The 14,378-nt window shown below is 63.8% G+C and carries 9 protein-coding genes; 4 read left to right on the plus strand and 5 right to left on the minus strand.

The window, feature by feature from the left end; all coding sequences use genetic code 11:
- Positions 1 to 20: 20 nt before the first annotated feature.
- Positions 21 to 1,637, plus strand: a complete 1,617-nt coding sequence (gene purH, locus OHD58_RS03685) for a bifunctional phosphoribosylaminoimidazolecarboxamide formyltransferase/IMP cyclohydrolase (RefSeq protein ID WP_263801711.1) — start codon at positions 21 to 23, stop codon at positions 1,635 to 1,637.
- 37 nt (positions 1,638 to 1,674) lie between these two features.
- Here purH and OHD58_RS03690 read toward each other — a convergent pair whose 3' ends face one another.
- Complete coding sequence (locus tag OHD58_RS03690; protein ID WP_263801712.1) at positions 1,675 to 3,072, minus strand: MFS transporter; 1,398 nt, start codon at positions 3,070 to 3,072, stop codon at positions 1,675 to 1,677.
- A gap of 26 nt (positions 3,073 to 3,098) precedes the next feature.
- Complete coding sequence (locus OHD58_RS03695; RefSeq protein WP_263801713.1) at positions 3,099 to 7,883, minus strand: NAD-glutamate dehydrogenase; 4,785 nt, start codon at positions 7,881 to 7,883, stop codon at positions 3,099 to 3,101.
- Positions 7,884 to 7,997: 114 nt separating this feature from the next.
- Between OHD58_RS03695 and OHD58_RS03700 the strand changes: the two genes are divergently transcribed.
- Entirely contained in the window at positions 7,998 to 8,564 is a 567-nt protein-coding gene (locus OHD58_RS03700; RefSeq protein WP_263801714.1) for a peroxidase-related enzyme, read from the plus strand.
- A 2-nt stretch (positions 8,565 to 8,566) separates the two neighbouring features.
- Here the strand turns inward: OHD58_RS03700 and OHD58_RS03705 are convergent, their stop codons facing one another.
- The gene (locus OHD58_RS03705; protein ID WP_263802686.1) at positions 8,567 to 9,181 is read right to left on the minus strand and encodes a LysE family translocator; all 615 of its coding nucleotides are present in this window, start codon (positions 9,179 to 9,181) and stop codon (positions 8,567 to 8,569) included.
- Positions 9,182 to 9,553: 372 nt separating this feature from the next.
- On the opposite strand from OHD58_RS03705, the gene OHD58_RS03710 reads away from it, so the two are divergent.
- Positions 9,554 to 10,204, plus strand: coding sequence for a DUF1062 domain-containing protein (locus OHD58_RS03710; protein ID WP_263801715.1), 651 nt, complete (start codon positions 9,554 to 9,556; stop codon positions 10,202 to 10,204).
- Here the strand turns inward: OHD58_RS03710 and OHD58_RS03715 are convergent.
- Together OHD58_RS03715 and typA are read right to left on the minus strand one after the other, a co-directional pair.
- Positions 10,158 to 10,502 (minus strand): hypothetical protein, encoded by a 345-nt coding sequence (locus OHD58_RS03715; protein ID WP_263801716.1) that lies wholly within the window; start codon positions 10,500 to 10,502, stop codon positions 10,158 to 10,160. The genes OHD58_RS03710 and OHD58_RS03715 overlap by 47 nt on opposite strands.
- A gap of 57 nt (positions 10,503 to 10,559) precedes the next feature.
- Positions 10,560 to 12,386, minus strand: coding sequence for a translational GTPase TypA (gene typA / locus OHD58_RS03720; RefSeq protein ID WP_263801717.1), 1,827 nt, complete (start codon positions 12,384 to 12,386; stop codon positions 10,560 to 10,562).
- Positions 12,387 to 12,634: 248 nt separating this feature from the next.
- Between typA and OHD58_RS03725 the strand changes: the two genes are divergently transcribed.
- Positions 12,635 to 14,338 (plus strand): adenylate/guanylate cyclase domain-containing protein, encoded by a 1,704-nt coding sequence (locus OHD58_RS03725; protein ID WP_412177176.1) that lies wholly within the window; start codon positions 12,635 to 12,637, stop codon positions 14,336 to 14,338.
- Positions 14,339 to 14,378 lie beyond the last annotated feature (40 nt).

The following is a 14,378-nucleotide window of genomic DNA, read 5'->3' on the forward strand; positions in this document are numbered from 1 at the left end:
TGCCGTCTTCGGAGACCCGCATGGCCGTCGTGTCCAAGAAAATCCCCGCGCCCGACCTGTTGCCGATCCGCCGCGCCCTGCTTTCGGTTTCCGACAAGACGGGACTGGTGGAATTCGCCAGGTCGCTCCAGGAAATGGGCGTCACGCTGATCTCCACCGGAGGCTCGGCAAAGGCCATCGCGGCAGCCGGCATTGCCGTGACCGACGTTTCCGAGGTAACCGGCTTTCCCGAAATCATGGATGGCCGGGTCAAGACCCTGCACCCGGCGGTGCATGGCGGCCTGCTTGCCGTGCGTGATGATCCCGAACATGTCGCCGCCATGCATGCCCACGGCATCGAGGGCATCGACCTCGTCGTCGTCAATCTCTACCCGTTCGAGGACGTCCGCTTCTCGGGTGGCGACTATCCTTCGATCGTCGAAAACATCGACATCGGCGGCCCCGCCATGGTGCGGGCATCCGCGAAGAACCACGCCTATGTCGCCATCGTCACCGACCCGGACGACTACGCAGCGGTGCTCAACGCGCTCGAATTGAACACCGGATCGCTATCACTCGATTTCAGGAGAAAGCTGGCGGCCAAGGCGTTCGCGCGCACCGCCGCCTATGATGCAGCAATCTCAGGCTGGTTCGCCGAGGCGTTGAAGATCGAGGAACCCGCATGGCGCGCCTTCGGCGGCAGGCTGGAGACAGTGATGCGCTACGGTGAAAATCCGCATCAGTCCGCTGGGTTCTATGTCAACGGCGACAAGCGGCCCGGCGTCGCGACCGCGCGCCAGCTGCAGGGCAAGCAGCTCTCCTACAACAACATCAACGACACCGACGCCGCCTTCGAGCTCGTCGGTGAATTCAATCCCGAGACAAGTGCCGCCGTGGCCATCATCAAACATGCCAACCCGTGCGGCGTCGGCGAGGCGGCGACGCTGAAGGAGGCCTATGCAAAGGCGCTGGCCTGCGATCCCGTGTCGGCCTTCGGCGGCATCGTCGCCGTGAACCGCACCCTCGACGCCGACGCGGCCGAGGAGATCGTCAAGACCTTCACCGAAGTGATCATCGCGCCCGACGCGACCGCGGAAGCGCAGGCGGTCATCGCCGCCAAGAAGAATCTTCGCCTTCTGGTGACGGGCGGACTGCCGGATCCACGCTCTCCGGGCGTCGCGGTCAAGTCGGTTGCCGGCGGCCTGCTTGTGCAATCGCGCGACAACGCCGTGGTCGACGGGCTGGAGCTGAAAGTGGTGACGAAGCGGGCTCCCACGGACCAGGAACTGGCAGACCTGAAATTCGCCTTCCGCATCACCAAGCACGTCAAGTCGAACGCCATCGTCTACGTCCGGGATGGCGCGACCGTCGGCATCGGCGCCGGCCAGATGAGCCGTGTCGACTCCTCGCGCATCGCAGCGCGCAAGGCGCAGGACGCCGCTGAAGCTGCCGGTCTTGCTGAATCCCTGACCAAAGGCTCGGTGGTGGCGTCCGACGCGTTCTTTCCGTTCGCCGACGGCCTGCTTTCAGCCATCGAAGCCGGTGCCACCGCTGTCATCCAGCCCGGCGGTTCGATGCGCGACGACGAGGTGATCGCTGCCGCCGACGAACATGGCATCGCGATGGTGTTCACCGGGGTGAGGCATTTCCGGCATTGAACGCGCTTCTCCCCGAAAACGGGGAGGGAAATGCGCTTCAATCTTCCACCCTGTCCGCCGGATAAGGCGTCAGCCACAGCACCGCCATGCCGCCAAGCAGGAACAGCAGGATCATCGCCATGCCGAGACGTGGCGAACCGCTGAGCGCGGTGACTGTCGCGACCAGAAAAGGCGCCGTGAAGCTCGTCGCCCGCCCGGCGAGCGCGTAAATCCCGAAGTAACGCCCCGCCTCGTCCGCCGTTACGCTGCGCGCCAGATACGAGCGCGATGATGCCTGCACCGGACCAAAGGCCAGTCCGATCAGCAGGCCGAAGGCGATGTAGGCCTTTTCGGCCGGTGTTCCGAACAAGCCACCCGTGTCGGCGCCCGGCAGCATCAGCCCGCCGAACAGCGTGAAGCCGGGTCCGGTCGAGACGATACCAATCGTGGCAACAATCAGCAGCACCAGCGCGATCATCACCACCACCTTGGAGCCAAGTCCGGTGTCGAGCCGGCTCGCGGCAAGGCAACCAAAAATCGCAACGACATTGAGGATGATCCCGAACACTCCGATTTCGGTGATCGACCAGCCGAACATCGCCGCCGCGAACACGCCGCCGAGGCCGAGCAGCGCGTTGACCCCGTCCTGGTAGATCATGCGCGCAATCAGGAAGCGCAATACACCGCTGCGCTGCCGCACTTCCCCCAGCGTCGATTTCAGCTCGGCGAGACCCTCCCGCACGGCCGGGCCTATCGGGCTGCCCTTCTTGCCGTCGGGTGTGAAGAAAAACATCGGCAGGATGAAGACAAAATACCACAGCGCCGACAGCGGACCGGTCGCCCGTGCATCCTCGCCAAGCTTGGGATCGAGTCCGAAAAGCGGATCGGCGCCGATGATCGTCTTGCCCGTTTCCGGCGACCCGGCCAGCATGGTGACGACAAAGATCAGCGCGATCATGCCGCCGAGATAACCCAAGCCCCAGGCGATGTTGGAAATCTTGCCGATCTCGGGTTTCGAGACCAATCGAGGCATCATGGAATCGTTGAAGACAGTCGAGAACTCAGCCGCGATCGAGGCCAGCGAGAAGAACCCTACCGCCCAGAACAAACTCGATCCCGGTGCCGCGTACCAGAGCATGCACAGGCTGAATATCTTGATCGCCGCGAAGACGGCAATCCATGGCTTGCGCGGCCCGGTCTGGTCCGCGATCGACCCCAGCACTGGTGACAGGATCGCGATGATGAAGCCGGCGGCTGCGATGCCGTAGCCCCATGCCGCCTGTCCCATGGCCGGGTCGCTGGCCATGCGCGACACAAAATAAGGACCGAATATGAAGGTGGTGACGACCGTGAAGAATGGCTGCGCCGCCCAGTCGAACAGCATCCAGCCCCAGATGCCGCTGCGCGGCGCGCGCTCCGTGCCTGCGGCGGCTACCGCACCATTCACTTCAGCCATGTCCCCTCCGCGAATGCCGCCAGCGTCTACTGGCCGGTCAGGTCGCTCATCAATCCCGATGCCACCGACAGCCGCGACACGGTAATATCGCCGCCTTCCGTCAGTGCCTGCAGCCGCTCGCGGGTGCGGGCGATACGCTCGCCTCCGGCCTCCAGCCAGGCGGCAACCGGATCGGCCTGCTTGCCATAGCCGGCGAGCGCCGATGTCGCGATGCCCCGACGCGCCGCACCGATCATGTCGATGGCGCGCGAAAGCGCAAGCCCGTCATAATAATCGGCCGGCGTAATCGAGCGCGCCGCGTCCTCGATGCGCGGAATGCGGAAGGCATCACTGACGCCAAAGAAGGCTCTCGCCGACTGTACGAGATCGGCGCCAGCGCTGCGGGCCACCAAGGCGATGTCCGGCAACAGTTCGGCAACCGTCAGCGCGGCCAATTGTTCGGCCAATCGTTCCGGCGCTCCCGCCCGGAAAAAGGCCTCGCGGCGTTCGTCCAGTTTTTCCTTCATGAAGGTTGGCAGCAAGCTTCCTATCTTCGGCTCCAGAACCTTGCGTGCCTCGCGCAGTTCAATGATGCGGGTTCCAAGCGGTGCATCGCCGCGGTCGTTCTTGAGGAGCCATGCCGTGGCGGCGGAAATCAACCGACCGGCGGTCTGATAGAAATCGAGCTGTGCCTGTCCGTCTACCTTGTTGTCCAGCGCGTCGATGTCGGCATAGACGCTGGCAAGACCGAAGCCGTCGCGCACCACGGTGAAGGCACGCACCACGTCGCCGGCATCGCGGCCGGTGCTGTCCTGCAGCCGGCTCACGAACGCCGGTCCACCGCGATTGATCAGGTCGTTTGAAAGCACGCGCGCGATGATCTCGCGGCGCAGCCGATGCCCCTCGATCTCCGCCTGATACTTCTTCGCCATGCGGTCGGGGAAATAGCCCAGCAGGTCCCGGTCGAAATGCGGATCGTCGGGCACATTGCTCGCGATGATGTCGCTGAACAGCACGATCTTGGCATAGGCGAGCAGCACGCCGAGTTCGGCGCGCGTCAGCGGCTCGCCGCGCACCTGGCGTTCAGCCAGCGCCTGCGGCGACGGCAGCGTTTCCACCGCGCGATCGAGCAGGCCGCGTGCTTCCAGCGCCGCCATGAAGCGCGCCTGGTGAGGCAGGTCGCCAATGCCGCGCTTGCGGGCGAGCGAGAGCGCCAGGGTCTGCTGGTAGTTGTTGGAGAGGACCAGGGAGCCGACCTCGTCGGTCATCTCGGCCAGCAGCTTGTTGCGCGCGGGACGCGTCAGGGAGCCCTTGCGCATCGCCGACGCCAGCGCGATCTTGATGTTGACTTCGACGTCCGACGAATTGACGCCGCCGGAATTGTCGATGGCGTCGGAATTGCAGGCACCGCCGAGCATGCCGAATTCGATGCGGGCACGCTGGGTGACGCCGAGATTGGCGCCCTCGCCGATCACCTTGACGCGCAGTTCGGCGGCGGTCACCCGGATGCCGTCATTGGCGCGGTCGCCGACTTCCTGGTTGCTCTCGCCGGTGGCGCGCACATAGGTGCCGATGCCGCCGAACCACATCAGGTCGACCGGCGCCTTGAGGATGGCGTTCATGATCTCGGCCGGCGAGGCCGCCGTCTTCGACAGGCCAATCGCGGCGGCAGCCGCCGCCGGCAGCGTGATCGATTTCAGGGCACGCGACACGATAATGCCGCCAGCCGACAGCTTCGTCTTGTCGTAATCCTGCCAGGAAGAGCGCGGCAGGTCGAACATGCGTCGCCGTTCGGCCATCGAGGCCGCGATATCCGGATCCGGATCGATGAAGATATCGCGGTGGTCGAAGGCGGCAATCAGCCGCGTCTGCTCGGAGAGCAACATGCCGTTGCCGAACACGTCGCCCGACATGTCGCCGACGCCGACGACCGTGAATGGCGTCGTCTGGATATCCCGGTTGATTTCGCGGAAATGGCGTTTCACCGCCTCCCAGGCACCCTTGGCGGTAATGCCCATCTTCTTGTGGTCGTAGCCGGCGGAGCCGCCCGACGCGAAGGCGTCGTCCAGCCAGAAATCATGCGCCTGGCTGATACTGTTGGCCGTATCCGAAAACGTCGCCGTGCCCTTGTCGGCGGCAACGACGAAATAGGGATCGTCGGTGTCGCGGCGGACGACATTGGCTGGCGGGACGACCTTGTCGCCGTCGAGATTGTCGGTGATCGACAACAGGCTGGAGACGAAGTTCACATAGGCCTTGGTACCGGCTGCGAACACCGCGTCGCGACTGCCACCGGCGGGCAGGCGTTTCGGGAAGAAGCCGCCCTTGGCGCCAACCGGCACGATGACAGCGTTCTTGACCTGCTGCGCTTTGACCAGGCCGAGCACCTCGGTGCGGTAGTCCTGCGCCCGGTCCGACCAGCGCAAGCCACCGCGGGCAACCGGCCCGAAGCGCAGATGCACACCTTCGACTTCCGGACCGTATACGAAAATCTCGCGCCAGGGTTTCGGCTCCGGCAGCCCGTCGATCTTGCGCGAATCGAGCTTGATCGCCAGCGAGCGGCCCTCGGACTTCGTCGCCGGCGCAAAATGATTGGTGCGCAGTGACGATTCGATGAGATTGAGGTAGCGGCGGATGATGGTGTCGTCGTCGATGCTGGGGACCGCGTCGAGTTCGTCCTTGATCTTGGCCTTCAGATGTTTCGCGGTGACGTCGGCCTCTTTCTGATGCGCCGGATCGAAGCGCGTGATGAACAGCGTGAACAGCGCCCGCGCGATTTCCGGATAGCGGTTCAAGGCGGCTGCGATGAAATCCTGGCTCTGCGGAATGCCGGCTTGCTGCAGATAGCGGCCGTAGGCGCGCAGGATGCCGATTTCGCTCGACCGCATCGAAGCGGTCTGCGCCAGGGCATTGTAGCCGTCATTGTCGCGATCGCCGCGCCAGACCGAAAGGAACACCTCTTCGAAGAGCTCGCCCCCATCGGCGAGATCGATCGGTTCCCCGAAGGCGTTTTCCAGCTCCATGTCGTGCACGAAAACCGTGTCGCCATCCGGATCGCCGACTTCAAAGGTGCGCTCGCTGATGACCCGGAAGCCGATGTTCTCGAGGATCGGCACGCGCCGCGAAAGCGCGACCGGAGTCCCGAAATGATAGATCTTCAGCGCCGCCTGCTCCGGACGCTGATCCGGCTGCCGGTAGTAGTCGATGGCGATTGGATTGCCGGCGTCCAGCGACGCGATCTCACGGGCGTCGTTCAGCGCCTCGGCTGGCGTGAAACTGCCGCGATAGCTTTCCGGAAAACGGCCCGCGATCCCGGCAAGCGCACTGTCGGCGCCGGCGCCTGCCGCGGCTTCGCGCAGCCCGTCCTCCCAGGTGCGCACGATATCGCGGATGCCGGCCTCCAGCATCTGCTGGTCGACCTTCGGCGTCTTGCCACCCGAGCGCCCGATGATGAAATGCACCCTGGCGAGGCTGCCTTCCGGAAAGGCCGGATAATAGGCCGACAGGCGCCCGTCGAAGCTCTTCTTCAGGAAATCGCCGATGCGTTCGCGCACGATGGAATCGTAGCGGTCGCGCGGTACGAACACGAGGACGGAAACGAAACGATCGAACTGGTCGGCGCGCACCAGTGCCCTGACGCGCGGCCGCTCGCCGAGAGCCAGGATCGCCTCGGCATGTTTCCTGAGCGTCGGCACGGCGACCTGGAACAGCTCGTCGCGCGGATAGGATTCCAGCACATTGATAAGTGCCTTGCCCGAATGATCGCCCGGATTGAACCCGGATTTGGCAATGACGGTTTGCGCCTTGGAACGCAGGTAAGGGATCTTGAGCAGCGACCGCGTATAGGCCGTGGAGGTGAAAAGGCCGACGATGCGCAATTCGCCCGCGAGCTTGCCCTTCTTGTCATAGGTTTTGACCCCGATGTAATCGAGGTAGATACGCCGGTGCACGACCGACTTGGCATTTGCCTTGGTGACGATGAGCGGCTCCGGCCCATGCAGGAACGCGCGGATCTCCGGCGTCGTCGTCACCGCCTCGGTGCCGCGCCGCAGGACCAGCACATCCGGATCGTCGAGGATGCCCAGGCCGGGTTTTTCGGCGCGCTCGAGGTTGCCGCTCTTCTCCCCGCCTGAATACTTGAACTCGCGCATACCAAGGAAGGTGAAATTGTCGTCGCGCAGCCACTCCAGGAAGGCGATCGCCTCGTTGACATGGTCCTTGTCGAGCGGCACCGGCGCGTAGCGGAATTCCGAAATGGCCTGGTCGAGGCGGGCGAGCATTGGCTTCCAGTCGGCAACGGCGGCGCGCACCTGCGACAGGATTCGCTGCAGCCTCTGGCTTAGACCGGCTGCTGCATCCTCCGACAGCGGCCCGACATGCACCTGGATCACGCTGACCCGATCCGCGGCGTGATCGCCCTTGGCCTGCCCCGCATCGCCGAGGATTTCGCTGACGCCGGCCTTGCCGTGCTTCACCAGCACCACCGGATGCAGCACAAGCGTCGGCTCGCCGGCTGTCTCCGTGATCTCGCCGAGAATGGAATCGAACAGGAAGGGCATGTTGTCGTTGACGACGGTGATGATCGTCACCGGTCGTCCCGCGCGTTCGACACCGGCGCCCGAATCGATAGCCACGACGCTTTCGCCCTTGCGGTGGCGGGCGACAGCGCGTTTGGCAAACTCCGCCGCCTTGTCGAGCACACCGCTCTGATACGTCGAAACATCCTCGGCCGGTGCCCGCGCCAGCAGGGTTTCGGCAAAGCCGTGGTCGCCTTTGGCTTCCGGAGCCTTTAGTGCGGTCTTCACGGATTTGATGGATTTTCTGGCAGCCATGGCGTTTATCCCTCCCGCCGTATGCTTTTGCAGTTATCGTATCAGACAAACCGGGTTTGGCGACACGCGATCAACGCGCGACTGTGCAAATTTCAGATGAAGAGGAGATGACGGGTGAGCGAGAAGGTAACCGCATTGGATTTGGCTCCGGCCGGCGATTTGAGCGACGCCACAAAGGCCTATTTCGACAAATGCCGGGAGAAGCTCGGACTCATTCCCAACGTGCTTCTCTCCTACGCCTTCGACGAAAAGAAGCTGCGTGCATTCACCGACATGTACAACGATCTGATGCTGGGTGATTCAGGTCTTTCCAAACTGGAACGCGAGATGATCGCGGTCGCCGTCTCCTCCGTGAATCACTGCTACTATTGCCTGACCGCTCATGGCGCGGCAGTGAGGCAACTTTCGGGCGAACCGGCGCTGGGCGAGATGATGGTGATGAATTATCGCGCCGCCGACCTTCCGCCCAGGCAGAAGGCGATGCTGGATTTCGCCGTCAAGCTGACGGAAACCCCGGCAAAGATCGAAGAGGCCGACCGCGCAACGCTGCGCGATGCGGGTTTCTCCGATCGCGATATCTGGGACATCGCCTCGACAGCCGCGTTCTTCAACATGTCGAATCGCGTCGCCGCTGCGATCGACATGCGGCCGAACGGCGAATATCACGCAATGGCGCGGTAGGCTCAGGACCGCGCCGCGATCGCCGCCGCCGCGCCGCCCATCGTCGCGGCGCTGATCCGGTTGGCTATCTTCATGGCGCGGGCGCTTTTCAAGAGCCGCCGCGCCTGCGCGGCGGCGATGATCCAGGCCAGGTCGACCGCGATCAGCACCAGCACCATCGTTACCGTCAGTTCGGCCCAGCCGAGCACGGTGACCGAGCCGAGGTCGATGATGGTCGGCAGGAGCGCCAGGTAGAACATCATGATCTTCGGGTTTCCGAGCGTAACGGCCATGCCGGCGAAGAAAAGCTTTGCCGGCGAATCCTTCTCGGGCAACGCCCCGTCCGCCACCGTGACCGGCGCGGTCCACATCTTCCAGGCGAGATAGACGAGATAGGCCACGCCCGCCCATTTCAGGGCGACGAAGGCGTAGTGGAAGCTCTGCGCCACGAAGGCCAGCCCGAACACCGCCAGCGACAGCCAGATCGCTTCGCCGATCCACATCGCCGCCAGAAACGGCAGCACGTCGCGCCAGCCCTTGGAAATGACGCGCGCTACAAGAGCGGCGATCGACGGACCCGGCGAGCCGGCGGCAACCAGCAGAGCGCCGGCGAAGATGAGCAATGAAGTGAGTTCCACGGTGGCGACACCTCCCATGAAGTTGCGTTTTGCCACAAACGACGTGCTCCGTCGAGGCGTGGCCTCCACGCTTGCCGGACTTGCCCTCCATCGCTAAAAGATGGGCGGCTTCAATTTTCCGGACCACTGCTTTGCCATCGTAACCGCCGGTCTCGCCAGTTCCACCTGATTTTCGCAAGGCAGTGCGAATGCACCGCCGTTTTGGAATTGCGTTCGTCGCGTGGCGGTTCGAGACCGGTTTGGCCGAGCCCGAAGCCATGCGATTCCAGGCGCCTATCCGCCTGAGTTTTTCCCGCCACCGCCACGCCGAGCCTCGTAAAGGGGCGCCTCGCACATCGCCGCTTCGACGGACTTCCCATGGGAAGCCCCGGCATGTCGCGTGCACTCTCGGTCCTCTGGACCGTCACTCCATCCATCTACCCTCAACCCTGGCGCTCCTGCAGCCGCTGCGGCGAACCAAGACCGTTTCGTTGCAGCGGCAAATTTCGCCTCAACGCCAACGGCAAGCGCCTCGACGCCTGGCTGGTTTACAAATGCATGGCGTGCGACGGCACCTGGAACCATGCGGTGATAGAGCGCCGCGCTGCACGTGATTTCGAACCGGCGGTACTTGCCGCACTCGAAGCGAACGACGCCAACCTGGTCCGCCGCTTTGCCTTCGACCTCGCAGCCCTAGGCAAATCGGTGCATCGGATCGAGGAATTCGCCGAGGTGACGGTGCCGAAGACATTGCTCGGTGAAGCACCCGTGCACGTACCATCGCTGGAAATAGCGCTGGACGTACCGGTGCCGATCTCACTGCGTCTCGATCGGCTTCTGGCCGCTGAGCTCGGCCTGTCCCGCAACCGCATCGCCGCGATGGCGCAAGCCGGCCGCATATCGGCGTCAGGCGCGCTGAACAGGCGGTGCCGTGATGGCGGGCGGGTAAGGCTCGACTTTGCGGATGAAGCCGACGCGGAGGTCATCTGGCGGGCAGCTATCTGCGAAGCCGCCGCTTCGGGTCGTAGGGACTGTCCGGGTTGACGTCGAGGTCGACATCCTTGACGCAGCCTTGTGGCTGGCTGTGGCTCTCGCCAGAACGCCACGGCCCGTCGGCGAGCTCGGCCCGCGTCACCTTGGCCAGTTCCAGGCAACGCCAGGCGCCGCGCACCGGCCCCTGGCTTCCCGTCCCGTCGAACTGGAAGGTCAGCGCCTTCTCCTCGCCGCCGGAGTGACCGAGGATGATCGGGCAGATGGCGCGCGGATGGCCGTCATACATCAGGACGACCGGCTTGCGCGCCGTCATGGCCTCGGCAAAAAGCTGGTAGGTCCGGCTCGGCATGCATGCTCCTCGCTGCGGGAGCATATAACGCGCCGAGTCCGGATGGCGAAGCGCCGGTCAGGCCGCTCCGGCGGTTTTCTGCTTCTCGAAGCGCTTGCGCTCGTTTGGATCGAGATAGAGCTTCCTGAGACGGATGGTCTTCGGCGTTACTTCGACCAGTTCGTCGTCCTGGATCCAGGCCAGCGCGCGTTCCAGCGTCATCCGGACCGGAGGCGTCAGGCGAACGGCCTCGTCCTTGCCGGCGGCGCGGATGTTGGTCAGCTTCTTGCCCTTCAGCACATTGACCTCGAGATCGTTGTCGCGGGTATGGATGCCGATGATCATGCCCTGGTAGACCTTGACGCCGGCATCGATCACCATCGGGCCCCGGTCCTCCAGATTCCACATCGCAAAGGCCACCGATTCACCCTGCTCGTTGGAGATCAGGACGCCGTTACTGCGGCCGGGCAACTCGCCTTTATACGGCTCGTAAGCGTGGAACAGGCGGTTCATCACCGCGGTGCCGCGCGTGTCGGTCAGAAGCTCCGACTGATAGCCGATCAGGCCGCGCGTCGGTGCGTGGAACACGATGCGCTGGCGATTGCCGCCCGAGGGGCGCAACTCGACCATCTCGGCCTTGCGCTCCGACATCTTCTGCACGACGACGCCGGCATGCTCCTCATCGACGTCGATCACGACCTCTTCGACGGGCTCCAGCAATTCGCCATTCTCGCCCTTCTGCATGACGACGCGCGGCCGCGAGACGGCGATTTCAAAACCTTCGCGGCGCATCGTCTCGATCAGCACCGCAAGCTGCAATTCACCGCGGCCGGACACGTAGAACGAATCCTTGTCGGCGGATTCCTCGATCTTCAGAGCGACGTTGCCCTCGGCTTCGCGCAGTAGGCGGTCGCGGATGACGCGGCTGGTCACCTTGTCGCCTTCGGTACCGGCGAGCGGACTGTCGTTGACGATGAAGGACATCGTTACGGTCGGCGGATCGATCGGCTGCGCGTGCAGCGGTTCGGTCACCGACGGGTCGCAGAACGTGTCGGCAACGGTGCCTTTCTGCAGGCCGGCGATGGCGACGATGTCACCCGCATGGGCGTCTTCGATCGGCTGGCGTTCGAGGCCCCGAAAGGCCAGGATTTTCGAAATGCGGCCGCTCTCGAGCAGCGAACCGTCATGGTGAAGTACCTTCACCGCCTGGTTTGGCTTTATCGAGCCGCTCTCGATGCGGCCGGTGATGATGCGGCCAAGAAACGGATTCGCCTCCAGGATGGTGCCGATCATGCGGAACGGGCCTGGATGAACGGTCGGCGCCGGCACGTGCTTCAAGACCAGATCGAACAGCGGGGCCAGACCCTGGTCCTTCGGACCTTCGGGATTTTCGGACACCCAGCCATCACGGCCGGAGCCATAAAGAATGGGGAAATCGAGCTGCTCGTCGTTGGCGTCCAGCGCCGCGAACAGGTCGAACACCTCGTTGACCACCTCGACATGGCGCGCATCGGGCCGGTCGATCTTGTTGATAACGACGATCGGTCGCAAGCCAACTTTCAACGCCTTGCCGACCACGAACTTGGTCTGCGGCATCGGTCCTTCGGCGGCATCGACCAGCACGATGGCGGAATCCACCATCGACAGGATGCGCTCGACCTCGCCGCCAAAATCGGCGTGGCCCGGCGTGTCGACGATGTTGATACGGGTATCCTTCCAGTCGACCGAAGTCGCCTTGGCGAGAATGGTGATGCCACGCTCTTTTTCGAGGTCGTTGGAATCCATTGCCCGCTCGGCGACACGCTGATTGTCGCGAAAGGAGCCGGATTGCCTGAGAAGCTGGTCGACAAGGGTGGTTTTCCCATGGTCGACGTGTGCGATGATCGCAATATTGCGGAGATTCATGTTTTCACTCGGGAGATTCAGGGCGCAAAACGATGGCACCCAATTTCGTTGGCGCGCTCATACAGGTTTTTTCGCAGTTGCGAAAGGGGGACGGATTGGCGCGGGCTCGATGTCTTGTACCCCGGCTTCACTGAGGGTAACCGCGGATTGACCTAATGTCGCGGCTGGCGCTTACTGGTCGAAACGGCAGAATCTCCTGCCGGCTTGCACCGCAGGGAGCTAAGGGGCCGGACATGGCCACACCGCAATTGTCGCAGGCTCCGCGCGAAGGGTTGCTGTCCGACAAGAACCTGCGGACAGCCAGGCTGGTTTCGGGGATCGTGCTCATGGTGTTCGTCACCATGCATCTTCTCAACCACGCACTCCTGCTTGTCTCGCTCCCCGCGGCGGAGGCCGCGCGTCCATGGTTCCTGCTGATCTGGCGAAATCCGCTCGGCACACTGATCCTCTATGGTGCCCTGATCGTTCATCTTGTCCTGGTTTTGCTGGCCCTGTATCGCCGCCGGTCGCTGGTGATGCCGGTCCGCGAGGCTATCCAGGTTCTTTTCGGCCTCGCCATTCCGTTGCTGGTGGCCGAACACGTTATCGGAACGCGTGTTTTCCACAACCTGACCGGCGTCGAAGACGACTACCAATTCGTCCTGCGGGCGCTGTGGATCGACACCCCGATCATCGGTCTCAAACAGGTGGTCGCCACGATCGTGATCTGGGTGCATGGCTGCCTAGGCCTCTATTTCTGGCTGCGCTACCGTCAGGGGTATCCTCGGGCTGCCCCCTGGTTACTCGTTGCCGCTGTGCTGGTTCCGGTGCTGGCCTTGCTGGGCTTCGCCGATGGCGGCAGGGCCGTCGGATTGATCGACCGAGTGCCACCTCCTGTCGACCAGTCCGTCATCGAGAACGGCCTTCGAATGAAGGAACTCCTCCTGCGGGCGATTTACCTGTCCTTCGTCGCAATGCTTGTCGCGGTTCTGGCGTTGCGCGTGCTGCGCATGCGGCGCGAACGCCGCAATCTCGTCGAGATCCGGTATTCCGACGGTAATGTCGTCCGCGTCGCCAAGGGCCACAGCGTGCTGGAGGCGAGCCGCATCGGCGGCATCCCGCACTATGCGGTATGCGGCGGCAAGGGACGCTGCTCGACCTGCCGGATCAAGGTTTCCGAAGGACTTGCGGACTTGCCCGCCATCCAACCCGTCGAACGGGCGACGCTGGCGAGGATCGGCGCCGAACCTGACGTGCGGCTGGCCTGCCAGTTGCGCCCGACGGACGACCTCAGCGTCACGCCGCTGCTCATCCCGGACCGCCGCCGCGCACTGATGCTGGCCAGCCAGCCGGCGACGCCCGGCCGTGAACGCGAGATCGCCATCCTGTTCTGCGACATCCGCAGCTTCACCGCGCTCGCCGACCACCGGCTGCCTTTCGACATCGTCTTCCTGCTCAACCGCTATTTCGCCATGGTCGGCAAAGCCGTCGAACAGGCCGGCGGCAGGATGGACAAGTTCATCGGCGACGGCGCCATGGCGCTGTTCGGTGTGGAAACCAGCAATGTCGAGGCCTGCCGCCAGGCGCTGGCGGCTGCGGCGGCGATCCTCGAGGATCTCGGCCGCCTCAACGAGGAACTCGCCGGCGAGATCAACGCTCCGCTACGAGTGGCGATCGGCATCCATGCCGGCCCTGCGATCGTCGGTGCGATGGGCTACCGCGAGGTGATGAACGTCACCGCCATCGGTGACACCGTCAACGTCGCCAGCCGGCTCGAGATGATCGCTAAGGAATTGAACGCGTCGGTTGTCGTCTCCGAACAGGTGGTGCGTCTGGCCGGCCTCGATCTTTCCGCCTTCGAACTCCGTGACGTCGACATCCGCGGCCGCGCACAGCCGCTGCAGATACGCGCCGTGCCGCAGGGCGCGACAATCGCGATCCCTGGACAATCGCAGTTCGTCAGCGCCGCCTGACCGGCCTTCGCTCCCGAAGCCTGAATTGCAATAAGAAACA

It is taken from the genome of Mesorhizobium sp. ZC-5 (genome assembly GCF_025753855.1).
Classification (GTDB): domain Bacteria; phylum Pseudomonadota; class Alphaproteobacteria; order Rhizobiales; family Rhizobiaceae; genus Neomesorhizobium.

Coding starts and splice junctions, on each gene's coding strand:
- purH (WP_263801711.1), top strand. CDS start 21: ATGGCCGTCGTGTCCAAGAAAATCCCCGCGCCCGACCTGTTGCCGATC.
- OHD58_RS03690 (WP_263801712.1), bottom strand. CDS start 3,072: ATGGCTGAAGTGAATGGTGCGGTAGCCGCCGCAGGCACGGAGCGCGCG.
- OHD58_RS03695 (WP_263801713.1), bottom strand. CDS start 7,883: ATGGCTGCCAGAAAATCCATCAAATCCGTGAAGACCGCACTAAAGGCT.
- OHD58_RS03710 (WP_263801715.1), top strand. CDS start 9,554: ATGTCGCGTGCACTCTCGGTCCTCTGGACCGTCACTCCATCCATCTAC.
- OHD58_RS03715 (WP_263801716.1), bottom strand. CDS start 10,502: ATGCCGAGCCGGACCTACCAGCTTTTTGCCGAGGCCATGACGGCGCGC.
- typA (WP_263801717.1), bottom strand. CDS start 12,386: ATGAATCTCCGCAATATTGCGATCATCGCACACGTCGACCATGGGAAA.